Here is a 23,498-nt window from a genome sequence, read left to right as displayed (position 1 = left end):
GGGTCAGCGGCGGGGCAGGGCGATCGTCGCGACCAGCCCGCCGCCATCGCGATTGGCCAGGCTGATCTCGCCGCCTGCATCGCGCACGATCGCCTGCGCCAAGGCGAGGCCCAGCCCGATGCCGCCCGTCTCCCGGTTGCGCGATTCCTCCAGCCTGATGAACGGCGTGAAGACATGGCCCAGCTTGGCCTCGGGAATTCCCGGTCCCCGGTCGCACACCCGGATCGCCACGCGCTCGGCCGACGGATCGAGCACTACCTCGGCACCGCCGCCATATTTGACCGCATTCTCGATCAGGTTGCGCACCGCGCGCCGCATCAGCGCGGGCCGCAGGTGCATGCGCAGCTTCGGCGCCTCCTCGAAGGTTACCGGCTTTCCCAGGTCGCGGAAATCGTCGACCACCGCGTCGATCAGCGACGACAGGTCGACATCGATTGGCGGCTCGCTCGGTCGGCCCAGCCGCGCCAGCGACAGGATATCGTCGAGCGTCCGGTTCATCTCGTCGATCGTGTCGGCCATGCGCTGGCGATCCTCGTCGTCCTCGACCGATTCGATCCGCACGCGAAGCGCCGCCAGCGGGGTGCGCAGGTCATGGCCGATCGCACCGAGCATCCGGTCCTTCTCCTCCAGCATCGCGGTCACGCGGCTGCCCATGCCGTTATAGGCGGCGATCACTGACCGCACGTCGCGCGGGCCGCGCTCCTCGACCGGTTCGGTATCGCCGCCGGGACGGAAGTCGCGCGCCGCGGCAGCAAGCGTGCGCAAAGGACGGGCGATGCGCCGCGCGGCGAGCAGCACCGGGATCAGCACGCAGATATAGAGGATCAGCGTCTGCGCCGCGAGCTGCCATGCCAGCACCGAATCGCTGCGCGGCCAGGGGCTCGATGCCGCCAGCCACTGGCCGCTCTTGAGATGGGCCATGACATGAAGTTCGGCACCGAACCGGCGCATCCGCTCGAGCCGTTCTGGATTGAGCCGCCGGATCAGCGGCCGCCGCTCGTCGATCGGGCGGACGACCGCGACGACCTGGTCGACATCGACGCCGACCTCCCTCAGCTCCTTGAGGATCACGTCCTCGATGTCCGATCGGCGGTTCTCAGTCGGGATCTGGGGCGGCGAGGGGAGAAGCTGGACGCGGGTCCGCGGGTCGTAGCCGGGCGGGAGTCGGCGGCGACCATTGTCCGCCTGGCGCGGCTGGAACTCCGCGGGCGCATTGACCGCGCGGTCGGCCGCCCCGGCCAATCGGGTGGCGGCGGGCACGATGATCTGGCTGAAGAGAACGTTGCGCCGCTCGTTCAGCAACAGGCCGAAATTGATCGCTTGCGCCAGGAACAGCGCGGCCGCGACAATCAGGCCGATCTGGCCGGTCAGGCTTTTCGGCAGGAAGCGCTTCAAAGCCGGGTGACCTCGGACGCCAGCGTATAGCCGCCGCCCCAGACGGTTTTGATCAGCGTGGGATTCTTCGGATCGGCCTCGATCTTCTTGCGAAGGCGGCTGACCTGATTGTCGATCGCCCGATCGAAGGCGGCGGCCTCGCGCCCCTGGGTCAGGTCGAGCAGCTGGTCGCGGGTGAGCACCGCACGCGGACGCGTCACCAGCGCCAGCAGCAGGTTATATTCGCCGGTCGACAGCGGGAGCGACACGCCGTCCCGGTCGACCAGCGCACGCTCGCCCGTCTTGAGCACCCATCCGGCAAAGGCATAGCTGCCCGCCTCGGGCGCATTCTGGCGGGTGCCGCCCGCCTGGAGGCGACGCAGCACGACCTTGATCCGTGCCGCCAGCTCGCGCGGCGAAAAGGGCTTCACGACATAATCGTCGGCGCCCATTTCGAGCCCGACGATCCGGTCGGTTTCCTCGCTGCGCGCGGTCAGCAGGATCACCGGCGTGTCGCTGGTCTCGCGGATGTGACGGCACAGGCTGAGCCCGTCCTCGCCCGGCATCATGATGTCGAGGATCACCAGATCGATGGCATAGGCGGACATTCGCGCACGCGCGCCCTCCGCGTCGCCGGCCTGGGTGATGCGAAAGCCCTGCTTGGTCAGATACTGAGCCAGCGGTTCGCGGATCGAGCGCTCGTCGTCGACGAGAAGGATGTGGGGAATCTCGGACATGGCAGGGTGATAGCAACTCGTCGGGGGGAGGAAAGTGCCGGGGCGGGGGAGGAGGCAGGTCCCCGCCCCGGCGTTCCGGCAGGTCAGGCGCCTTGCGCGTCGCCCGAAGGTCCCGCCGGGGAGGTATGTGCGCCGCGGCGACCGCCCATCTTGCCTGCGGCATCGCGCAGCGCCGCGATCTCGGACGCGTCGATCTTGCCGTCCTTGTTGCGATCCAGCCGGTCGAAGGTGCGCGCAGCCTGGGCGCGCTGTTCATCCAGCGTGACCACGCCGTCGCCATTGGCATCGGCCGTGGCGCCCATCCGCCCGCCGCGACGGCCCTGGCGTTCGTCGGCGGTCAGCTTGCCATCCTTGTTGGCGTCCATCCGGGCGAAGCGCGCATCGGATGCGGCCATGAACTCCTGGCGCGTGATGACGCCATCGCCATTGGTGTCGGCCCGCATCAGCATGCCGCCGGGTCCGCGCCCGGGAGGCGCATCCTGCGGCGCTGCGGCCATCTGGTCGGTGGCGGGCGGATTGAGTGCATAGGCCGTTCCGTCCGCGGCGAGCGTGATGACGGCGGCGATGATCAGGGGCTTCTTCATTGCCGAACTCCCGAGAAAAGGGCGGTCGCGATGTCGACCGTGGCCCGTTTTCTGAAGCATGGCTGTCGCAGGCGTTTGTCAGGGGTTCAGCAAAATGTCGCAAGATGTCGCAGGCCGGGAGGGGCTTGGGGTGGGTCGGCTTCGGTCCTTGCGAGCCCTAGCCATCACCCCTCACGCAAACACCGCCACCGCCTGCATCGCCTCCGCAATCGGCTCACCGGCTGCGTTCCATATCGTCATCCGCTGGCTGGCGCCGCCATCGCGTGCCTGGTCGGAAATGGCGTGGAGCAGCCACCAGCCATCCTCGGTCGCGGGGGTCGGGGTGAGCAGGTTGATCTGCCAGTTGAGCGAGCTGACGGGTGCCTGCTGCCCCTCGATCAGCTTGAACGCCGCCGGCGGAAGCGCATCGCCGATCGCCATCATTTCGATCATCGGGTGCAGGGCGTCCCGCGCACGAAGGCGCGCCCAGCGCAGCCACTCGGCCTGGCCCTGGGCCGCCTTGGGATCGAAGAAATTGAAGTTGCCGGTGAAGAAGGTCTCCGGCCCCGTATGGAGTTCGGCATCGGCAGCTGGCGGGCCGAGCGGAGCGCGGGCGGCGACGTCATGGACGATGCGCGACGGCATCTGCGCCATGAAGATGAAGATCGCACGGTAGCCGAGGCCGGCTTCGGAAACGATATCAGCCTGGATATAGGCTGCGTTGCGTCCGCGGCGCAGCTTCGTCGCGGTGACGGTCACCTCGCCCGACAGCGGTCCGATGAACGCGACCTGCGCAGAGCGGAGCGGCGGCAGGTCGGGCTCGACCTGCATCGCGGCATGCAGCGCCAGTGCCGAGGACAGGCCGCCATAGGCGGTCCGCCCCTGGAGCCAGTCGGCGGGGATCGAGGTGACGAAGCCGGCGTCGCGCGGGCTGGCGGCGGCGAGGAGATCGGAAATCGGGGTCATGTCGTGAGATACCGGTCGCGCAGTTCGCGCTTCAGCACCTTGCCGATCGCGCTGCGGGGGAGGGTGTCGATCGCCTCGAGCGCGACCAGCCGCTGGGTCTTGCGGACGCGGGCATTGAACCAGTCGAGGATCGCCGCGGGATCGCCGTCGCCGACATAATAGCCGACCGGGCTCTCGCCCCACTCCGCCGAGGGGATTCCGATCACGGCGCAGTCGCGCACCTGCGGATGCTGGATCAGCACCGACTCCAGGTCTGACGGATAGATGTTGAAGCCGCCGGAGATGATCAGGTCCTTCTTCCGGTCCATCAGGACCAGGAACCCGTCCTCGTCGAACCGGCCCAGATCGCCGTGGCGCAGATAGGCATTGCCGTCGGCATCGTGCCAGATGCTCGCGGCGGTCGCATCGGCACGGCCGTGATAGCCGCTCATCATCGCCGCCGAGCGCCCCACGACCTCACCGGTCTCGCCGTGCGCAACCTCGTTGCCGTCCTCGTCGATCAGGCGGATGTCATGGCCCTCCAGCGGGCGGCCGACGGTGTGCAGCTTGTCAGGAAAGGCATTGCAGATCAGGATGCAGGTGCCGCCGCCCTCGGTCAGGCCATAATATTCGATCAGCAGTCCGGGCCAGCGCGCCACAATGTCTGCCTTCAGCTCGGCGCTGAACGGGGCGCTGGTGCAACTCTTGAACTGATAGCTGGACAGGTCGAAGTCGTCGAAATCGGGCAGCGCCATGATCCGCTGATACTGGATCGGGACCAGCATCGAATGGGTCGCGCGATGCCGCTCCGCAAGTTCGAGATAGGTGCGCGCGTCAAAGCGCGGCATCAGCACCGCTGCGCCGCCCCGCGCCAGCGTCGGCAGGAAGCTGACGAGCGTGGTGTTCGAATAGAGCGGCGTCGCGATCATCGTCACCGCATCGCGGAAACTGGCCGGCGACCGCCCGATATGCTGCCAGCGCATGCTGTGCGGCTGGACGATCCCCTTGGGCGTCCCGGTGGTGCCCGACGAGTAGATGATGTTGAAGGGGTCGGACGGTGCGATCGGGACCGGATCGGGAATGGTGCCATCGGGGGCGAGGAACGCGTCCCAATCGGCCCCCTCGGCCATTTCGTTGAGGGAGACGCGCTTCGCCGCGATCGGCGTGCCTGCGATCCGCTCGGCGCCATCGCTGTCGAGAAACAGCAGCCTGGCACCGCAATCGTCAATCATCGCCGCCAGCTGGTCGGGGGTCGCCGACGGCGCCAGCGGTGCGGGCACGCAGCCCGCGCGCAGTGCGCCGAGGAAGATGCCGCCATAGCGGATCGACGCGGCAGCCAGGATCGCGACCGCGTCCCCCTTGCCCAATCCCTCACGCTGCAGCGCCGCCGCGACGCGGTCCATCATCGCGTCCAGACCTGCATAGCCCAGGACCCCGGCCTCGCTGATCAACGCGGGCCTGTCGCCGCGTTCGATCGCGTTCGCCCGGATCAGGTCGGACAGCGTTGCGAAATCGCTGGCCAGCATCGCGTCTGCGTTCATTCACCCTCGCTCGTTGCGACCAGCGCTAGGCGAGCGGGGCGGCAAATGCCATACGCGATCTTCGAAAAAGTGGATGGAGCGTGACATGGCGGATGCGATGCAGGGCATGGCGGCGATCGTGACCGGGGGCGGCACCGGGATCGGCGCGGCCACGGTTCGGAGACTGTCGGCGCGGGGCGTGCGCTGCGTCGTCAATTACGCCAGCAGCCGCGACGAGGCCGAAGCGCTGGCGGGGGAGGTGGGCGCGATCGCGGTTCAGGCGGACGTCGCCGAGGATGCCCAGTGCCGCGCGCTTGCCGCGGCCGCGCTTGATGCGTTCGGCCGGATCGACCTGCTGGTGAACAATGCCGGCCGGACCAAGTTCGCCAATCACGAGGATCTGGACGCGCTGAGCGCCGAGGACTTCATCGACCTGTACCGGCTGAACACGATCGGACCGTTCCAGATGATCCGCGCCTGCGCCGATGCGATGCGCAAGGGGCCGGCGAGCGCGGTGGTCAATATCGCGTCGGTTGCGGGGATCTCGGGTCATGGATCGTCGGTCGCCTATGCCGCGTCCAAGGGCGCGCTGACGACGATGACGCAGAGCCTGGCGCGCGTTCTGGCGCCCGCGATCCGGATCAACGCGGTTGCGCCCGGCTATGTCGGCACCGGCTGGTTCGAGAAAAGGCTGGGCGCCGAAGGGTTCGCTGCGCTCAACCAGCGGATCGCCGCCGGCGTGCCGATGGCGATGGCGCCGATGGCCGATGATATCGCGGTCCATGTCGTCCATCTGCTGGATCCGGCCAGCCGGGCGCTCGCCGGGGAGATCGTACGGGTCGATGCTGGCGCGCATCTGGATGTCGGTCAGTCTCGCCGGCCGGGACGCGAAGGATAGGGCCATGCCTGCCTCGGAGCGGCGGGGTTCGTCATCCCAGGATCGTCCCGCGTCATCGCGCGTTTGCGGAGCGGACGGAAAACGGGGGCGGCATGGACGGAGCAGGCGTGATTGCGGGTGTCGTGGTGCTGGTGGCGCAGGTCGCCATCGCCTGCGTGGTCTGCATGGCCATCTATCGTGCGTGGAAGAAGCGATCCTCGGCAGTCGCGCGAGGCAGTCTTTCCGCCGGTCCAGACGGCGGCACGACCTTCCCGCTGATGGCCAGCTTTGCCGGCGTTCGCGGGCTCCCATGGTGGTTCGCGGTCGCGACCAACAATGCCCGCCCGTTGCTCGAGATACTCCCGTCGGGCCTGCGCTACCGGGTGATCCGCAAGCGGGAGCGCGCATTTTCCGAAATCGAGCGGGTCGACGTGCGGACCTTCTGGCAGACGGTGAACATCGACATCGCTTTTCGCGGCGCGTTGCTGACCATGGTCGGTAATGTCGGAACGCTGGAGCAGGCCAGGGCGGCGCTGGCGCTGTTCCCGCCCGGCGTTCCGCTGACGCCGCGGGCGCGGGCGGTGCTCGCCGGGGAAACGCCCTGATCGCGGTCCCCGGCCGTGGCGATGGCAGGGACCGTGACCGGACTGCGTGATCAGGGCTTCGGCGTGTTTGCTGCGGTCTGGCCGAACAGGACCGCCTTCTGCTCGTCGGTCAGCGGCTTGGCCTCGGCCTGGATCGTCTTGCCCTTCTCATAGGCGCGCTGCGTTGCCGGGCGGGCGGCGATCGCATCGAACCAGCGCTTCACATTGGGGAAGTCGTTGAGGTCCTGCTTGTGCGCCTCGTGCGGCACGATCCAGGGGTAGATCGCCATGTCGGCGATCGAATAGCCGCTGCCCGCGACGAACTCGCGGCCTTCCAGCCGGCGGTCGAGCACGCCGTACAGCCGGTTGGTCTCGTTCGTGTAGCGGGTAATGGCATAGGGCACCTTCTCGGGCGCGTAGATGTTGAAATGGCCATTCTGCCCGGCCATCGGGCCCAGCCCGCCCATCTGCCACATCAGCCATTGCAGGATGTCGGTCCGCTCGCGCAGCGTCTCGCCATAGAATTGGCCATGCTTGAGCGCGAGGTAGATCAGGATCGCGCCGCTTTCGAACACGCTGACCGGCTCGCCGCCATCGGCAGGCGCCGTGTCGATGATCGCCGGCATACGGTTGTTCGGCGCGATCTTCAGAAAGTCGGGCTTGAACTGGTCGCCGGCGCCGATGTTCACGCCGTGCAGCGTGTAATCGACCCCCGCTTCCTCGAGAAACAGGGTGATCTTGTGGCCGTTCGGCGTGGGCCAGTAGAAGAGATCGATCATCGCATCAGGCTCCCAGGGATGGAGCCCGCAAATGGGGTCCGCGTTTCGTTACGCAACCGGCTTTGGCAAGATTTTCCCGACGACCTTCGACAGGACGATCGCCAGCGCGGTGAAGGCGAGCAGCGACGCCATAACGAAATTGCCCGAGGGGAAACCGTTGCGCGCGCCGATCGACAGCGCATAGCCCAGGATCAGCGGCGACAGGATCGCGGCGATCGCCGACAGGCCCTGCATACCGCCCTGAACCGCACCCTGATGCGAGGCATCGGTGGCGCGCGACAGCAGCGCGTTGATCGAGGGGAAGACGAACCCCTGAAGCGCGGCGGGCAGGATGACGAGATAGACCAGCCAGCCCTGACGGATGAAGACATAGCTGAGGAAGACCAGCCCGGCGACGGTCATGCCGATCACCACCGTCTTTTCCTCACCGAAGCGGGTTATCGCCCGGCCGGTGACGAAGCCCTGGATCAGCGCCATCGACAGCCCCGATGCCGCCAGCGACCAGCCTATCTCGCGCGGGCTCCAGTCGAGCGCGATTTCCGCCCAGAAGGCCCAGGTCGCGGGATAGACCATGTGCGCGAATTGCCAGCAAAAGGCGGCGAGCAGCAGCCATTTGGCGGCTCCCGAACCCATCAGCGGGCGGAAGGCGCCGACGATATGCGCCTGGCGCCAGACAAAGGGGCGGCGCCGGTCGGCGGTCATCGTCTCGGGCAGCGCGAACAGGATCCAGATCGCGTTGATCCCCGCCAGCACCGCGGCGGCGATGAAGGGTGCGCGATTGCCGAACTCCGCCAGCAAACCGCCCAGCGCCGGACCGAGGATGAAGCCGATGCCGAACGCTGCGCCCATCAGGCTGAATGCCTGCCCGCGGCGCTCGGGCGGGGTGACGTCTGCCAGCACGGCATTGGCGGGTCCATAGACCGCACCCGCCAGTCCCGCGACCACTCGGCCGAGGAACAGCCATGCGATGGTGGGCGCCGCCGCCATCAGTGCATAGTCGGCGGCGAAGGCGAGCATCGACACGAGGATGACCGGGCGCCGGCCGATCGAATCGCCCAGGCTGCCCATGACCGGGCCGGCCAGGAACTGCGCTGCGGCATAGGCCGCCAGCATCCACACGCCGATCTCGGTCGCGCCGGCCAGCGTCATCCCGCTGAGCTGGACGATCAGGCTGGGCAGCACCGGCATCACGATGCCGAAGCCGATCGAATCGATCAGCACGGCCATCAGCACGATCGGTACGGCGCGGTGGTGAAAACGCATCCCAGTCTCCCCCGGGGACCAGCGACTCGTGTTTCGCCGACCGCCCGGCGGCACTGGAACATGAAAGGAACATTCGCGCAAGTGAAGCTGTCTTCACGCAGCACGCTTGACGCGGACGGAACCGTACCGCAAATTCGAAACCAAAGTAACGGCCATCGGGAGAGAATGTCTTGGCCTCCGCAGCAACAATCGACGCGCCGGCGACTTCGCTGGACGCGTTCCGCACCGAAGTCCGCGACTGGATCGCGGCGAACTTCCCGCAATCGCTGAAGGGCAAGGATCGCGGATTGTCCGCGGTCGAGGGCCCGGTCGAGGAGACGCCCGACGAGACACGGTGGCGCGAGGCGCTGGGCAGCAAGGGCTGGACAGTGCCGACCTGGCCCAAGGACTATGGCGGCGGCGGCCTGGGCCGGGCGGAGGCGCGCGTGGTCCAGGAGGAACTGGCCCGCGCCGGCGCGACCAATCCCGTCGCCGGCACGATGGGCGTGATGATGTTCGGCCCCACGCTGCTGGAATATGGTTCGGAGGAGCAGAAGCGCGAGCATATCCCGGCGATCGCCATGGGCACGGTCCGCTGGTGCCAGGGTTATTCGGAGCCGGGCGCGGGTTCGGACCTCGCCAGCCTCCAGACCTTCGCCGAGGACGCCGGTGACCATTATATCGTCAACGGCCAGAAGACCTGGACCTCGGGCGGGCAATGGGCCGACAAATGCTTCATGATCGTCCGGACGGACCGGTCGAAAAAGCATGAGGGCATCACCTTCCTGCTGTGCGACATGGACACGCCGGGAGTCGAGACACGGCCGATCCGGCTGATCTCGGGCGCGTCGCCCTTTTGCGAGACCTTCTTCACCAATGTCCGCGTGCCCAAGGCGAACCGCGTCGGCGAAGAGGGGCAGGGCTGGACGATCGGCAAGCGGCTGCTGCAGCACGAACGCAACAGCCTGTCGGGTGGTGGATCGACCGCGGGGCGGATGTTCGCCGGCCCGCCCTTGTCCGAAATCGCCAAGCAGGCGGTCGGGGTCGATGGCGAGGGGCGGATCGCCGATCCCGAGCTCCGCACCCGGATCATCCGCCACGACATGGAGGCGCGCGCCTTCATGCTGACGCTGCGCCGGGCGCAGATGGAGGCCAAGTCGAACCAGGGGCCGTCGGCCGCGACCTCGATCATGAAGAATGTCGGCGCGCGGATCATGCAGGAACGGTCCGAGCTGCTGATCGAGATCCGCGGCCTGGCCGGGCTGGGCTGGGAAGGCGAGGGTTTCAGCGAGGACGAACTGGCGCAGGTGCGCATGTGGCTCTTCGGCAAGGCGGTGTCGATCTATGGCGGATCGACCGAAATCCAGAACAACGTGATCGCCAAGCGCATCCTCGGGATGCTCGACCACCAGTGACACTTTGCCTGCGCAGCGCCGCGCGGCGCGCCGGGATGTGAGGATAGAGACAATGGCCGTACTGACCGAAGAACAGACGATGCTGCGCGACATGGCGCGCGAATGGGTCGACAATGAAGCGCCGGTGACCGCCTTCCGCAAGGTCCGCAATGCGGCGCCCGCCGCCGGCTATGACGAGGCCGCGTGGAAGGAGCAGGCCGAGATGGGCTGGGCCGGGGTGCTGATCCCGGAGGAGCATGGCGGCGTCGGCATGGGCTTCCTGTCGCTCGCGCAGGTTCTGGAGCAACTCGGCCGCAACCTGGTCGCGACCCCGTTGTCGAGCACGGCGGCGGCATCGAGCGCGATCCTGCTGGGCGGGTCCGACGCGCAGAAGGCGCAGTGGCTGCCCAGGATCGCCAATGGCGAACTGGTCGCGACGCTGGCGATCGACGAAGGTCCGCGCTTCGCGCCCGACCGCATCGAGACGCAGGTCGAGGGCGGGCGACTGACCGGCACCAAGGCGTTCGTCGCCGAGGGCGACAGCGCCGGGCTTTTCGTGGTCGCGGCGCGTGATGGCCTGTATCTGGTGAGTGGCGACGAAAGCGTGACCCGGTCGCGCCGGCACCTCGTCGATTTCCGCAGCCATGCCGAGATCCGCTTCGACGGCGCGCGGGCGGAGCGGCTGGAGGGGGGTGGCGACCTGCTGACCGCGGTGACCGACCGCGCCGCCGCCGCGCTGTGCGCCGAGATGCTCGGCATGGCGGAGGCAGCGTTCGCCCAGACCAACGACTATCTCAAGACGCGCGTGCAGTTCGGCCAGGTGCTGGCCAGCTTCCAGGCGCTGCAGCACCGCATGGCGAAGATGTTCACGGAGCTGGAGCTTGCACGATCCGCGGTCGAGGGCGCATTCGAGGCGATCGATGCCGGGCGGCCCGATGTCAGCATTGCGGTCAGCCTTGCCAAGGCGGTGATGAACGACACGCTCAACCTGGTCAGCCGCGAGATGGTCCAGCTGCACGGCGGCATCGGCATGACCGACGAGCATGATGCCGGCTTCTATCTCAAGCGGTCGCGCGTGCTGGAGGCGATGTGGGGAAGCGCATCCTGGCATCGCGAGCGCTTCGCTCGACTGAGCGGCTATTGAGCTTTCGCAAGGGGTGCCGTCGGCACCCCTTTCTTGTTGCGGCGCATTACCCGTTTCGAAGATCGGTTCAGTTCGGACCGATTGCCCGCGCTTTCCTATGACATTCCTGCAACACCTCAGAACAGTCCTGCTTTGCAACGCGTGTTGCGCTTGACGTCCTTCGCGTAAACCGGCTTATTCGAGTTTAGGGTATGGAGCCGAAAAGTGCTCCGGCCATGGTGGGAGAGAGATGATGATGCGGATTCGCCTTTTGTCGGCGTGTGCGGTTCCTGCGTTCGTGATGGCACTTTCGGCTCCTGCCTATGCGCAGGATGCCGACACGCAAACGCAGGCGCAGTCGCAGGATGACGCCAACAACGAGATCGTCGTCACCGCGCAGGGCCGCGCGCAGGTGCTGTCCGACGTTCCGGTGGCGGTCACCGCGATCGCGGCCGAGAACCTGGAGCTGACCGGAGCGACCGACATCCGCCAGCTCAACCAGATCGCGCCGTCGCTGCTGGTCTCGTCGACCGGTTCGGAGGCCAATGGCTCGGCCCGCATCCGCGGCATCGGCACCGTCGGCGACAACCCGGGCCTGGAAAGCTCCGTCGCGACCTTCATCGATGGCGTCTATCGCTCGCGTTCGGGCATCGGCCTGAACGAACTGGGCGATATCGAGCGCGTCGAGGTGCTGCGCGGTCCGCAGGGCACGCTGTTCGGCCGCAACGCATCGGCGGGCCTGATCAACATCGTCAGCAAGGCGCCGGCCTCGACCTTCGGCGCGGGTGCCGAGGCGACCTATGGCAATTACAATCTGTGGCGCGTCGGCGGCTATATCAACGTGCCGCTGGGCGACACGCTGTCGAGCCGCGTCGACGGCATCTATGTGAAGCGCGACGGCTATTATCGCGACGTCACCAACAACACCGACGTCAACGATCGCGACCGCTATTTCGTGCGCGGCCAGTTGCTGTTCGAACCGTCGAGCGCGCTGTCGGTACGGATCATCGGCGACTATACCAAGCGCAACGAGAGCTGCTGCGCCGCCGCGTTCATCGACGAGACGGTCGCACCGGCCAATCTCGGCCTGCTCAACCCGGCGACCAACCCCATCGTGCGCGTGCTGCGCGACCTGGGTCAGCCGCTGGCGGCGTTCACCAACGCCTATGACCGCAACATCTATACCTCGCCGGGCCGCAGCTATGCCGGCGAGACGCGCGACTGGGGCGTGTCGGGCCAGATCGACTATGATCTGGGCGGCGCCAAGCTGACCTCGATCACCGCCTATCGCGGCTATCACAGCGATCAGGGGTCGGACACCGACTATAGCTATGTCGATATCCTGTACCGCGCGGCGGACGGCAATTCGGCACGCGAATTCGGTACCTTCTCGCAGGAACTGCGGCTTCAGGGCGAGGCGTTCGGCGGCAAGCTCGACTGGATGGTCGGCGCCTATTACGCCAATGAAGACCTGACGGTCACCGACAATCTGCGCTTCGGCAGCCAATATGGCCGGTTCGCGGCGTGCCGCATCATCACCAGCGGCGCGCTCGCCTTCGCCTATGCGCCCAACGCCACGGGCTGCATCAACCCCGCGCTTCGTCCCACCGTGTCGGGCGCGTTCGGCGCGGCCGGGCCGCTGGTGCTGGCCGGGTTCGACCGCCTCGACGGGGTGCGCAATGTCGGCGACACGCTGTCGACCTATCGCCAGAACAGCTCGAACTACGCATTCTTCACGCACAATATCTTCGAGATCACCCAGGGCCTGAACCTGACGGTCGGCCTGCGCTACACCAACGAGCGCAAGAAGTTCGACGCGACCTTCGGCAACGACAATACCGCCTGCGCGGCGCAGCAGGCTGCGCTCAGCCCGCTGCTGGCCAATGCCGGCCTGGCTGCGGTCGCGGGCGGCCTGATCAACCTGACCTGCCAGGGCAATTCGAGCAGCGAACTGAATGGCGTCAGCATCAACCGCGAGCGCAGCGAGGACGAATGGACCGGCACGGCGATCCTGTCTTACAAGCCGACCGAGGACCTGATGGTCTATGCCAGCTATGCGCGGGGCTACAAGGCGGGCGGCTTCAACCTCGACCGCTCGGCGCTGAAGGGACCGATCCCCAGCTTCGCCAGCCTGGGCGGCGCACAGGCGCTGGTCGGCAACCTGGAATTCGACCAGGAAATCAACAACGCCTATGAAATCGGCCTGAAATATTCGACCGGCCCGTTCTCGCTGAACGTCGCGGCGTTCCGCCAGGACTTCAAGAATTTCCAGCTGAACACGTTCAACGGCTCGGTCTTCCTGGTCCAGAACATCAATTCGTGCGGCACCGACCTGAACGGCGCGGACCGCGACCAAAGCATCAACCCGGGCCTGCCGAACTATGTCGCGCCGACCGCGACCAACAGCAATCCGGCGGCGACGACCGGCGGCTGCGCGGCGGGCGACGTCAAGCCGGGCGTGCGGTCGCAGGGCGTCGAGGTCGAGGCATCGCTGGTGCCGCATCGCGACATCCGCGTCAGCCTGGGCTTCACCTATTCGGACACCAAATATCGCGACAATCTGATCGGCAACCAGCGCGGCACGCCGCTCGACCCGGCGCTGCGCCTGCTGCCCGGCGACAATATGTCGAACGCGCCGGAAATCGTCACCACCAGCAGCTTCGCCTGGACGCCGGAGATCGGCAATTCGGGGCTCAGCGCGCTATTCTATGTCGATGCGCGCATGACCGGCGACTTCAACACCGGTTCCGACCTGTTCCCGCAAAAGGAGCAGGACGGCTTCGTGCTGGCCAATGGCCGTGTCGGTATCCGCGGTCCGCAGCAGAAATGGGCGCTGGAATTCTGGGCGCAGAACATATTCAACGAAGGCTATACCCAGGTCGCGTTCAACTCGCCGTTCCAGCAGGGGCCGACCGCCGGCGCCGCGCTGAATTCGCTCTACAACAACGCGCGCTATCCGGGCGGGACGCAGATCTTCTCGGCCTATCTCGCCGAGCCGCGGACCTACGGCATCACCGGACGCTTCCGCTTCTGAGGCGACCGGACGGGAGGGGCGCGGACCGGCAGGTTCGCGCCCCTCCTCCCTTGTATGGAGTAACCGCATGCCAGCCATCGATACGCTCGCCCAGGATCAGCGGGCGCTGCGCCGCCGCGGGCTGACGCTGGCATTGCTCACCATCACCTATTTCTTCAGCTATATGGATCGGCAGATCCTCGCGATCCTCCAGGAGGACATCAAGCGCGAGCTGCTGCTGGCCGACTGGCAACTGGGCCTGCTCGCTGGCCTCGCCTTCGCGATCTTCTACGCGACCTTGGGAATCCCCGTCGCCTGGCTGGCGGACCGCGCCAACCGCAAGAACATCGTCGCGATCAGCCTGGCGATCTGGAGCGCGATGACCGCTTTCGGCGGCCTTGCCCAGAATTTCGGCCAGTTGCTCGCCGCGCGCATCGGCGTCGGCATCGGCGAGGCGGGGTCCTCGCCGCCCAGCCATTCGATGATCGCCGATCTCTATCCGCCCGAAAAGCGCGCAGGGGCGATGGGCATCTATTCGCTCGGCGTGGTGCTGGGCTCGGCGTTCGGCACGTTCATCGGCGGGCTGGTGGCGCATCATTATGGCTGGCGCGCGGCGATGTATGTCATCGGCCTGCCGGGCATCGCGCTGGCGGTGATCGTGTGGCTGTTCGTGGTCGAGCCGCGCCGCGGCCTGTCCGATCCGAACCAGGCCGCGGCGGCGGCCGCGCCGATCCCGCCGCTGCGCGACGGCTTTGCCGCGATCCTGCGCAACCCCGCCGCGCTCCATCTGGTGATGGCGGTCACCATCACCTCGATGATCGGCTATGGCCTGACCGCCTTCGGCCCCAGCTACATGCAGCGCTCGCTCGACTTCACCAAGGCCGAGATCGCGCTCTACATCGCGCTGCCCGGCGGCCTCTGCGCGACGCTCTCGGCCGTGCTGGGCGGGAAGCTGGCCGACCGGTTCGCGCGGACGCATGGCCTGCACATGCAAAGCACGATGGTCGCGGTGCTCAAGACCCTCGCGCTGCCCTTCACGCTGGGCTTCCTGCTGATCGACCACCCCGGCCTGGCGATCGCCGCCTATTTCATCAACCTGCTGCTCGCCAATTCCTATCTCGGCCCCAGCTTCGCGCTGATCCAGGGACTCGCGCCGGTGCGGCAGCGCGCCTTGTGGGCTGCGATCACGCTGCTGGTGATCAATCTGGTCGGGCTCGGGCTCGGGCCGACCTTGGTCGGGACGATCAGCCATGCGCTGCGCGGCCCGCTGGGCGAGGATTCGCTGCGCTGGTCGATGGTGCTGTTTGCCGCGGTCACGCCTTGGGCGATCTGGCATTACTGGCGCGCCGGCGTGCTGCTGCGCGAACGCTGACCTGCTCAGCCGGCGTTCACCCGGATATCGCGACACTGATCGAACTGATCCGGGAGACGCCGACGTGAAGATGCTCGTGACGATTGCCGCACTCCTGTCGCTCCCGGCCATGCCGGCGGCCGCCGCCCCACAACGCGGCGTGCCTGACACCTGCAGCCTGACCGTCTCGTTCGGCAGCTACGCGATGGGGATCGACCAGCCGGCGCTGCAGCGGACCCAGCGGCTGCTGAAGCGCGAACGGCTGGTGCGAAACGTCACCAGCCACCGCTGGGGCCGCGAGGGCGAGGTGACCTTGTGCGCGATGACCCGGCGGTCGTCGGATACGCGCCGGCTGTTCCAGCGCGTGAAGTCCAGCCTGCCGCGCGACCCGCGCGGACCGATCACGATCGAGGCGCGCACAGGGCAGAGCTTTACCGCCTCGCGCCCGATGCGCTGATCGCCCGGATCAGCCGCTCAGCACGCGGTCGTCGAACAGGCCATAAGCGAGGGTGGAGGCATAGAAGGCCACCGCCCGGTCGCGCGGCATGGTGCTTGCCCATTTGCGCATGTCGAACGCGGCATTCTGCATCGCCATCATCGCCTGGCTGGCGACGAGCGGGTCGATCGCCCGGATCGATCCCTCCGCAATGCCATCCGCCAGCATGCCGGCATAGCGGCGCGCGATCCGGTTCGACCGATCGATCATGACCTCGCGCTCGCGCGGGGGCAGGCCGGACAGGGCGGTGGTGCGCAGCAGCGGCCCCCGCTCGGAGAATTGCACGTCGAGCAATGTCGCCATGATATTCTCGAGCCGGTCCCAATAGGTCCCGCCCCGTTCCTCGGCGAGGCGCTGAGCATCGGCGATGATGTCGAAGCTGCGCTTGTAGCAGGCGATGACCAGCTCGTCCTTGGCATCGAGATGGTGGTAGAAGCTGCCCTTGGTGACGTTCAGCTCGCTCGCGATCTTCTGGACCGATGCGCCGCGATAGCCGAGCTCGTTGATCAGCCGGGTCGCCGCGAGCAGGAATGCCTCGCGGCCGGGCTCGGCCTCGTCATGGACAAGGTCGAGCAGGTGCGGTTGCCAGCGCGCGCCGGGCGCGGCGAAGCCATGGGTGAAGACTTCCATCAACCGCGCCTCGACGCGGGGATATTCGTCGATTTCGTATCGGGTCAGCCACGCGGTCAGCCAGAAGGTATTCTCCAGCAGGACATGCGCGCGCGCGCCGCGCAAATCGGTCTCCGCACGACTGCCCTCGCTGCCCCACAGGCTACGCGTCAGGCGGAACACCTCGCGCCACCCGGCGAGCAGGTCGCGCTTCACGTCCCCGTCCATCGCGCGCAGGTCCGACAGGATCGCCAGCGCCTTGGCCTCGCCGCGCGCGATCGCCGCCAACCGCTCGAAGTTGATCGAGAGATACCGCGCCACCCGCCGTTCCGGCGTCGGCTCGCGCAGCGCCTCGTGCAGCATCTCCTTCAGCTTTTCGAGCGTCTGCTCGAACGCCGCAGCGGCCAGGTCTTCCTTGCGCTTGAAATAATAGGTGACGCTGGTCGTGTTGAGCCCGACGCGCCGAGCGACGTCGGCGAAGGTCATGCCCTTCGCGCTTTGTTCGTTGATCGCATCGGCGGCGGCTGCAAGGATGGCGTCGCGCTTCGCCAGGAAGCGCTTGGTTCCCCCCTCCGCCGCGCTCGCTTTGTCGGGCGCGTTCATCGCACCACTCTAGCCAATTTGTCATAATCCAAAAGAGGCTTTTTGGAATTGTGCGATGCGCGACGAGCGACGTAATTTCAGGGATCAAATCGCTTTACCGAATATCGGGTACGCTCTAAGCCCCGAGTCCGAGAGCAATCAGGAGAGCGATGCCATGGACTTCACGCTGACCGAGCGCGAGACCTATTTCCGCGATCGCGTGAAGGCGTTCATCGACACGCGGATCCGTCCGCGCGATGCCGATTATCATGCCGAGGCGAAGTCCGGCGAACGCTGGAAGGTGAACCGCGTACTCGAGGAGGTGAAGGCCGAGGCGAAGGCGGAGGGGCTGTGGAATTTCTTCATGCCGCCGCATTCGGGCCAGGCGCATGTCGACGACAGTTTCGAGTTTCAGGGCACCCAGCTCACCAACCTCGAATATGCGCTGTGCGCCGAGGAAATGGGCCGGATCGGCTGGGCGTCGGAGGTGTTCAACTGCTCCGCGCCCGACACGGGCAATATGGAGGTGTTCCACCGCTACGGCAGCCGCGCGCAGAAGGATCGCTGGCTCAAGCCGCTGATGGAGGGCGAGATCCGCTCCGCCTTCCTGATGACCGAGCCGGCGGTGGCATCGTCCGACGCGACCAATATCCAGACCCAGATGGTCCGCGACGGCGATGACTATGTGATCAATGGCCGCAAATGGTGGTCGTCGGGCGTGGGCGACCCGCGCTGTGCGGTCGCGATCGTGATGGGCAAGACCAATCCAGATGCGTCGCGCCACGCGCAGCAAAGCATGATCCTGGTGCCGATGGACGCGCCCGGCGTGAAGATCGAGCGGATGCTTTCGGTTTACGGGTATGATCACGCCCCGCACGGGCATGGCGAGGTGCTGCTCGACAATGTCCGGGTCCCGGCCGACCATATCCTGCTGGGCGAGGGGCGTGGTTTCGAGATTGCGCAGGGGCGTCTCGGGCCGGGCCGGATCCACCATTGCATGCGCACCATCGGCGTTGCGGAGGAAGGGATCGAGGCGATGGCCAAGCGACTGCTCAGCCGCGTCGCCTTCGGCAAGCGGATCGCCGACCATTCGATCTGGGAACAGCGGATCGCGCGTGCTCGCATCGATATCGAGATGACCCGCCTGCTGTGCCTCAAGGCCGCCGACATGATGGACAAGGCGGGCAACAAGGCGGCGCAGCTCGAGATTGCGATGATCAAGGTCCAGGCGCCGACAATGGCGTTGCAGATCCTCGACGACGCGATCCAGGCGCATGGCGGCGGCGGCGTGTCGGACGATTTCGAGCTGGCGCACAACTGGGCGAGCCTGCGGACCTTGCGCTTCGCCGACGGCCCGGACGAGGTCCACAACCGCGCGATCGCGCGCAACGAGTTCGGCAAATATGCCGAGTTCAAGGCGGATCGCGCGTCGTCGGGGGATGTCGGCGTCAGCCGCTGAACCCCCGGCTGTCGCCCAATCGAAGCGGAATGGAGAGCGCATGAAGGCTGCAGTCCTGCGAGAGGCGAAGACGCCGTTGCAGATCGAGGAGGTCCAGGTCTCGAAGCCCGGTCCGCGCGAGGTGCTGATCCGCACCGCCGCGGCGGGCGTGTGCCGGTCCGACCTCCACTTTGCCGATGGCGCATGGCCCTATCCGATGCCGACCGTGCTGGGCCACGAGGCGGCCGGCGTGGTCGAGGCGGTCGGCAGCGATGTCGGCCATGTGAAGGTCGGCGACCATGTCGTGACCTTCTTCACTGTCTTTTGCGGTCAGTGCGAATTCTGCGTCAGTGGGCGGCCCTCGCTGTGCGTCGATCCCTCGACCCGGCGATCGGCCGATGCCGAACCCCGGCTGAAACTGGCCGACGGGACGCCGGTCAATCAGTTCATCAACCTGTCGGCATTTGCCGAGCTGATGCTGGTGCACGAAAACGCCTGCGTCGCGATCAGCAAGGACATGCCCCTCGACCGTGCGGCCCTGCTCGGATGCGCGGTGGTGACCGGTGCCGGCGCGATCTTCAACGACAGCCAGGTGCGGCCCGGCGAGACGGTCGCGGTCGTCGGTGCCGGCGGCATCGGGCTGGCGGCGATCAATGCGGCGAAGATCGCGGGCGCCAGTCGGGTCATCGCGATCGACCCGGTGCCCGAGAAGCGCGACCTTGCACTGCGCATGGGTGCGACGCATGCGATCGACGCCGGCGATGCCGATGTCGTCAAGCAGGTGATGAAGCTGAGCGACGGCGGCGTCCATTATGCGATCGAGGCGGTCGGGCGCGGCAATACGGCCGAGCTGGCCTGGAACGTCCTGCGCCGCGGCGGCACCGCGACGATCCTGGGCATGATCGCGCCGGGCAATATGGTGAACATCCCCGGGCCGACCTTCCTCAGCGGCAAGAAGCTTCAGGGATCGTCGCTGGGATCGACCCGCTCGCCGATCGACATGCCGCGGCTGGTCCAGATGTATCTCGACGGCGTGCTCGATCTCGACACCATGGTTGCCGAGCGGATCGGCCTGTCGGACGTCAACGACGCGCTGGAAAAGCTTCGCAAGGGCGACAGCGCGCGGTCGGTGATCGTCTTCCCATGAGCGATCTCGACGAAGCGAAGCTGGAGTCGTGGCTGGCGGCGAATGTCGCCGGATTTGCCGGGCCGATCACCGTCACCAAATTCGCGGGCGGGCAGAGCAATCCGACCTACCGGATCGATGCGAACAGCAGTGCATATGTCCTGCGCCGCAAGCCGTTCGGGCCGATCCTGCCCTCGGCGCATGCCGTTGATCGCGAGCATCGCCTGATCGAGGCGCTGCACCCGACCGGCTTTCCCGTCGCCCGGCCCTATGGGCTGTGCGAGGATGACGGGGTCATCGGATCGTCATTCTACATCATGGAGATGGTCGAGGGGCGCACATTGTGGGACGGGTCGCTGCCCGGCATGGCGCCTGCCGAGCGGACCGCCACCTACGACGCGATCACCGACACGCTGGCCGCGCTTCACCGGATCGACCCGGACGCGGTCGGCCTTGGCGATTACGGTAAGCCCGGCAATTATTTCGAGCGGCAGGTCGGTCGCTGGTCCAAACAGTACAAGGCCAGCCAGACCGACGACCTGCCCGAGATGGAGAAGCTGATCGAGTTCCTGCCGCGCACCGTGCCCGAGCAGACCCGGACCAGCATCGTCCATGGCGACTTCCGCATCGACAACATGATCTTCGCGCCGGCCCAGCCGCGCGTGCTGGCGGTGCTCGACTGGGAATTGTCGACGCTGGGCGACCCGCTGGCCGACTTCTCCTATTTCCTGATGAGCTGGGTCACCGAGCCCGAGAGCCGATCGGGGGTGATGGGGCTGACCGGGCCCGAGAGCGGCATCCCTACGCTCGAGCAGGTCGTCGACCGCTATTGCGCGGCCACCGGCCGCGACGGCGTTCCCGATCTCGACTGGTATTTCTCCTATAATTTGTTCCGCCTGGCGGGCATCGTCCAGGGCATCAAGAAACGGATGATCGACGGCAATGCGTCGAGCGACAATGCCGCCGCCACCGTCGCGCGCATGCCGGGCCTGGTCGCCGCGTCCTGGGAGTTTGCGCGACGGGCCGGGGCGCCGGCATAACGGAGGGACAGGGCAATGAGCTTGTTCGATCTGAGCGACAGGGTCGCGATCGTCACCGGGTCGACCAAGGGCATCGGCAGGGCATCGGCCGAGGCGCTGGTCTCGCAGGGCGCCAGGGTCGCGATCTCCAGCCGCAACCAGGATTCCTGCGATGCGGTCGCGGCCGAGATCAATGCCCGGTTCGGTGAAGGACGCGCGATCGCCATCGCCGCCAGCCTGTCCGACAAGGCGGCGCTGCAGCGGCTGGTCGACGGTACCCGCGACGCGTTCGGCCGGATCGACGTGCTGGTCTGCAACGCCGCGTCCAATCCCTATTACGGGCCGATGGACGGGATTTCGGACGACCAGTTCCGCAAGATCCTCGACAACAATATCCTCGCCAATCACTGGCTGGTGCAGATGGTCGCGCCGGAGATGCGCGCGCGGCGTGAGGGATCGATCATCATTATCTCGTCGATCGCGGGGCTGCGCGGCACGCCGGTGATCGGCGCCTATGGCATCTCCAAGGCGGCCGACATGCAGCTGACGCGCAACCTGGCGGTCGAGTTCGGTCCGGACAATGTCCGGGTGAACTGCATCGCGCCTGGGCTGGTGAAGACCGATTTCGCCCGCGCGCTGTGGGAGGATCCTGAACGGATCAAGGCGACCAACTCGAGCGTGCCGCTGCGCCGCTTTGGCGAGCCCGACGACATTGCCGGGGCGGTGGTGTTCCTCGCCAGCCGCGCGGGAGCCTTCATGACGGGTCAGGCGATGGTGATCGACGGCGGCGTCACGATCTGACGGAGAGACATATGGGCAGGTTTCAGGGCAAGTCGATCATCGTCACCGGCGCCGGATCGGGCATCGGCCGCGCCACCGCGACCTTGTTCGCGGCCGAGGGCGGGCAGGTGGTGGCGGCGGACAAGATCGACGCCGTCGACGCGACCGTCGCCGCGATCAAGGACACGGGCGGCACTGCGATCGCGGTGCAGATGGACGCCGGGATCGAACGCGACGTCGAGGATCTGGTCGCGCTGGCGTGCAGCGAGTTTGGCGGTCTCGACATCTTTTACGCCAATGCCGGCATTTCGGGCGGGATCACCGGGCTGTTCGAGTCCGACGTTGCACTGTGGACCGAGGTGCTGCGCGTCAACCTGATCGGCCCGTTCCTGGCGATCAAGCATGCCGCCCCGAAGATGGTCGATCGCGGGGGCGGCAGCATCATTTGCACCGCCAGTGTCGCCGGCCTTCGGTCGGGGGCAGGGGGACCCGCCTATTCGGCGTCGAAGGCGGGCGTGATCAACCTCGTCCAGACCAGCGCGCAGCAGCTGTCGGGATCGAACGTCCGGGTCAATGCGATCTGCCCCGGGCTGATCGAGACCGGCATGACCCAGCGCGCCTTCGACTATGCCCGGGAAAAGGGCGTCGAGGAAAAGATCGGCCGGCTCAACCCGCTCCGCCGCGCCGGCGTGCCCGAGGAGATCGGCCGGGTCGCGCTGTTTCTCGCATCCGACGAGGCAAGCTATGTCAACGGCCAGGCCTGGGTCGTCGATGGCGGACTGTCGTCCAGCCATCCGGTGACGCGCCAGGAGTTCGGCAAGACGGCGGCTTGAAGGCGGGCCGCGCCGATTCGATCACTGCCGCGACTGGAACAGCGTCGGCCAGTCGCCCGGATCGCCGAGGCCGCCGCAGGAATTCTGCATCGTCATCGCCGAGAGCTGGAAGGCGCGGCCATTCCAGATCCAGCTGGCCGACATGCCGCAATCCGCCATCGCCCGTCCGCGTGCGCCCATGCTCAACGTGCCGGTCTTGGGATCGAACCCGCCTTCGGTGAGATACGCAGTCTCGGCGGGATCGCTGGCGTCACCGCGATAGGGCAAGGGCGGGATCAGCCGTTCCGCCTTGCCGCCGCCGCGCGGCGCGATGAAGGCCAGGGCCGATCCCTGATAGGCGCCCACGAGACAGGGGATCAGGACAAGGGCGCGATTGTCGTCGAGCGCATGGGCTTCGGGCGGCTGCACCGTCTCGCCGCATTCTTCCTTCTCGAACAGCGCCTTCCAGTCGGTCCGGACGCGCTGGACCAGTCGGCTGTCCTCACCGGGTTCGAGGCGAGCCTGGACCGGATGCGCGGGGATGCGGGGAAGCGGCGGCGCTGCCGGAACCCGCGACGCGGGCTGCGCGCCCGGTCGGATCAGCGCGGTGACGCCGCCGATCCTGCCTTGGCGATCGTCGAGGCGGAGCATCGCCGCGCTGAACCCGTCGAGCGGGATCGATGCGTCGCCGCCCAGCGTGATCGTTTTCGCATTGCGCAACTTGCCGATCAGCGCACGGATCGCGGTCATGTCGGAACTGGTGACCGAACTGCCCTCCTCCCCGATCGAATGGCTCCAGGCCGATCCGGTCAGTCCCGCCGGCGCGCCGTCGATCCGGATGTCGCCCGGCACGAAGCGATCCTTGCTGCTGATCGTGACCAGGAGCGAGCCCGACGGACCGGCGTCGCGCTCGATCCGCATCTCCGATCCGATGCGGTCCTCATCGAAGCCCTTCGCGACGCAGCTCAGCATGTTGTCGCATGCGACGAACCAGCGCTGGTAGCTGTCATAGGACTGGATCGGTTCGAAAGACTGCGCGAGCGCGGATGCGGGACAGCCGGTCAGGGCGATCAATATGGCGTGCCCGACCGTCGACCTCATCGATTTCCGCATCTCGCCTCCCGCTCGTTCAAT

At 67.0% G+C, this 23,498-nt stretch carries 21 protein-coding genes; 12 read left to right on the top strand and 9 right to left on the bottom strand.

What is annotated here, in order from left to right; genetic code table 11:
- Positions 1-3: 3 nt before the first annotated feature.
- From ACZ1H8_RS21285 to ACZ1H8_RS21265, 5 genes are all read right to left on the bottom strand, one after another.
- On the bottom strand, positions 4-1,395 hold the full coding sequence (locus ACZ1H8_RS21285) for a sensor histidine kinase (protein ID WP_465179236.1): 1,392 nt from the start codon (positions 1,393-1,395) through the stop codon (positions 4-6).
- Positions 1,392-2,111 (bottom strand): response regulator, encoded by a 720-nt coding sequence (locus ACZ1H8_RS21280; protein ID WP_465179235.1) that lies wholly within the window; start codon positions 2,109-2,111, stop codon positions 1,392-1,394. Before ACZ1H8_RS21280 ends, ACZ1H8_RS21285 begins: the two co-directional genes overlap by 4 nt.
- Before the next feature lie 83 nt (positions 2,112-2,194).
- Positions 2,195-2,695 (bottom strand): EF-hand domain-containing protein, encoded by a 501-nt coding sequence (locus ACZ1H8_RS21275; RefSeq protein ID WP_465179234.1) that lies wholly within the window; start codon positions 2,693-2,695, stop codon positions 2,195-2,197.
- A 171-nt stretch (positions 2,696-2,866) separates the two neighbouring features.
- Positions 2,867-3,640, bottom strand: coding sequence for a thioesterase family protein (locus ACZ1H8_RS21270; protein ID WP_465179233.1), 774 nt, complete (start codon positions 3,638-3,640; stop codon positions 2,867-2,869).
- Complete coding sequence (locus ACZ1H8_RS21265) at positions 3,637-5,160, bottom strand: class I adenylate-forming enzyme family protein (protein ID WP_465179232.1); 1,524 nt, start codon at positions 5,158-5,160, stop codon at positions 3,637-3,639. The genes ACZ1H8_RS21270 and ACZ1H8_RS21265 overlap by 4 nt, the downstream gene beginning before the upstream one ends.
- An 85-nt stretch (positions 5,161-5,245) precedes the next feature.
- Here ACZ1H8_RS21265 and ACZ1H8_RS21260 point away from each other — a divergent pair, with 85 nt between their 5' ends.
- A complete protein-coding gene (locus ACZ1H8_RS21260; protein WP_465179231.1) occupies positions 5,246-6,037 on the top strand; it encodes an SDR family NAD(P)-dependent oxidoreductase in 792 nt (263 codons plus the stop codon).
- A gap of 92 nt (positions 6,038-6,129) precedes the next feature.
- Positions 6,130-6,621, top strand: coding sequence for a hypothetical protein (locus ACZ1H8_RS21255; protein WP_465179229.1), 492 nt, complete (start codon positions 6,130-6,132; stop codon positions 6,619-6,621).
- 50 nt (positions 6,622-6,671) lie between these two features.
- Here the strand turns inward: ACZ1H8_RS21255 and ACZ1H8_RS21250 are convergent, their stop codons facing one another.
- Complete coding sequence (locus ACZ1H8_RS21250; protein ID WP_465179228.1) at positions 6,672-7,379, bottom strand: glutathione binding-like protein; 708 nt, start codon at positions 7,377-7,379, stop codon at positions 6,672-6,674.
- Positions 7,380-7,427: 48 nt separating this feature from the next.
- Positions 7,428-8,642: an MFS transporter gene (locus ACZ1H8_RS21245; protein WP_465179227.1), complete on the bottom strand. Its 1,215-nt coding sequence runs from the start codon at positions 8,640-8,642 to the stop codon at positions 7,428-7,430.
- Between the two features lie 170 nt (positions 8,643-8,812).
- Between ACZ1H8_RS21245 and ACZ1H8_RS21240 the strand changes: the two genes are divergently transcribed.
- From ACZ1H8_RS21240 to ACZ1H8_RS21220, 5 genes are all read left to right on the top strand, one after another.
- Entirely contained in the window at positions 8,813-10,036 is a 1,224-nt protein-coding gene (locus ACZ1H8_RS21240) for an acyl-CoA dehydrogenase family protein (RefSeq protein WP_465179225.1), read from the top strand.
- Between the two features lie 52 nt (positions 10,037-10,088).
- Positions 10,089-11,159, top strand: a complete 1,071-nt coding sequence (locus ACZ1H8_RS21235) for an acyl-CoA dehydrogenase family protein (protein ID WP_465179223.1) — start codon at positions 10,089-10,091, stop codon at positions 11,157-11,159.
- A 280-nt stretch (positions 11,160-11,439) separates the two neighbouring features.
- On the top strand, positions 11,440-14,172 hold the full coding sequence (locus tag ACZ1H8_RS21230; protein ID WP_465179222.1) for a TonB-dependent receptor: 2,733 nt from the start codon (positions 11,440-11,442) through the stop codon (positions 14,170-14,172).
- Positions 14,173-14,239: 67 nt separating this feature from the next.
- The gene (locus ACZ1H8_RS21225; RefSeq protein WP_465179221.1) at positions 14,240-15,523 is read left to right on the top strand and encodes a spinster family MFS transporter; all 1,284 of its coding nucleotides are present in this window, start codon (positions 14,240-14,242) and stop codon (positions 15,521-15,523) included.
- A gap of 64 nt (positions 15,524-15,587) precedes the next feature.
- Positions 15,588-15,959 carry a hypothetical protein gene (locus tag ACZ1H8_RS21220; protein ID WP_465179219.1) on the top strand — a complete coding sequence of 124 codons (372 nt, stop codon included), beginning with the start codon at positions 15,588-15,590 and terminating at the stop codon, positions 15,957-15,959.
- Positions 15,960-15,968: 9 nt separating this feature from the next.
- Here the strand turns inward: ACZ1H8_RS21220 and ACZ1H8_RS21215 are convergent, their stop codons facing one another.
- A complete protein-coding gene (locus tag ACZ1H8_RS21215) occupies positions 15,969-17,210 on the bottom strand; it encodes a TetR/AcrR family transcriptional regulator (protein ID WP_465179218.1) in 1,242 nt (413 codons plus the stop codon).
- Positions 17,211-17,364: 154 nt separating this feature from the next.
- Here ACZ1H8_RS21215 and ACZ1H8_RS21210 point away from each other — a divergent pair, with 154 nt between their 5' ends.
- From ACZ1H8_RS21210 to ACZ1H8_RS21190, 5 genes are read left to right on the top strand one after another with little or no spacing between them, the layout of a single operon-like run.
- Positions 17,365-18,648, top strand: a complete 1,284-nt coding sequence (locus tag ACZ1H8_RS21210) for an acyl-CoA dehydrogenase family protein (protein ID WP_465179217.1) — start codon at positions 17,365-17,367, stop codon at positions 18,646-18,648.
- Between the two features lie 40 nt (positions 18,649-18,688).
- A complete protein-coding gene (locus tag ACZ1H8_RS21205; RefSeq protein WP_465179216.1) occupies positions 18,689-19,774 on the top strand; it encodes a Zn-dependent alcohol dehydrogenase in 1,086 nt (361 codons plus the stop codon).
- Positions 19,771-20,793 carry a phosphotransferase family protein gene (locus tag ACZ1H8_RS21200; protein ID WP_465179214.1) on the top strand — a complete coding sequence of 341 codons (1,023 nt, stop codon included), beginning with the start codon at positions 19,771-19,773 and terminating at the stop codon, positions 20,791-20,793. The genes ACZ1H8_RS21205 and ACZ1H8_RS21200 overlap by 4 nt, the downstream gene beginning before the upstream one ends.
- A 15-nt stretch (positions 20,794-20,808) precedes the next feature.
- On the top strand, positions 20,809-21,573 hold the full coding sequence (locus tag ACZ1H8_RS21195; RefSeq protein ID WP_465179212.1) for an SDR family oxidoreductase: 765 nt from the start codon (positions 20,809-20,811) through the stop codon (positions 21,571-21,573).
- Between the two features lie 11 nt (positions 21,574-21,584).
- Positions 21,585-22,385 (top strand): SDR family NAD(P)-dependent oxidoreductase, encoded by an 801-nt coding sequence (locus ACZ1H8_RS21190; protein WP_465179211.1) that lies wholly within the window; start codon positions 21,585-21,587, stop codon positions 22,383-22,385.
- 21 nt (positions 22,386-22,406) lie between these two features.
- Here ACZ1H8_RS21190 and ACZ1H8_RS21185 read toward each other — a convergent pair whose 3' ends face one another.
- The gene (locus ACZ1H8_RS21185) at positions 22,407-23,465 is read right to left on the bottom strand and encodes a DUF1176 domain-containing protein (protein WP_465179209.1); all 1,059 of its coding nucleotides are present in this window, start codon (positions 23,463-23,465) and stop codon (positions 22,407-22,409) included.
- Positions 23,466-23,498 lie beyond the last annotated feature (33 nt).

Source organism: Sphingomonas sp. BL-S-25 (assembly GCF_055521555.1).
This window is presented reverse-complemented; position numbering and strand designations above follow the sequence as displayed.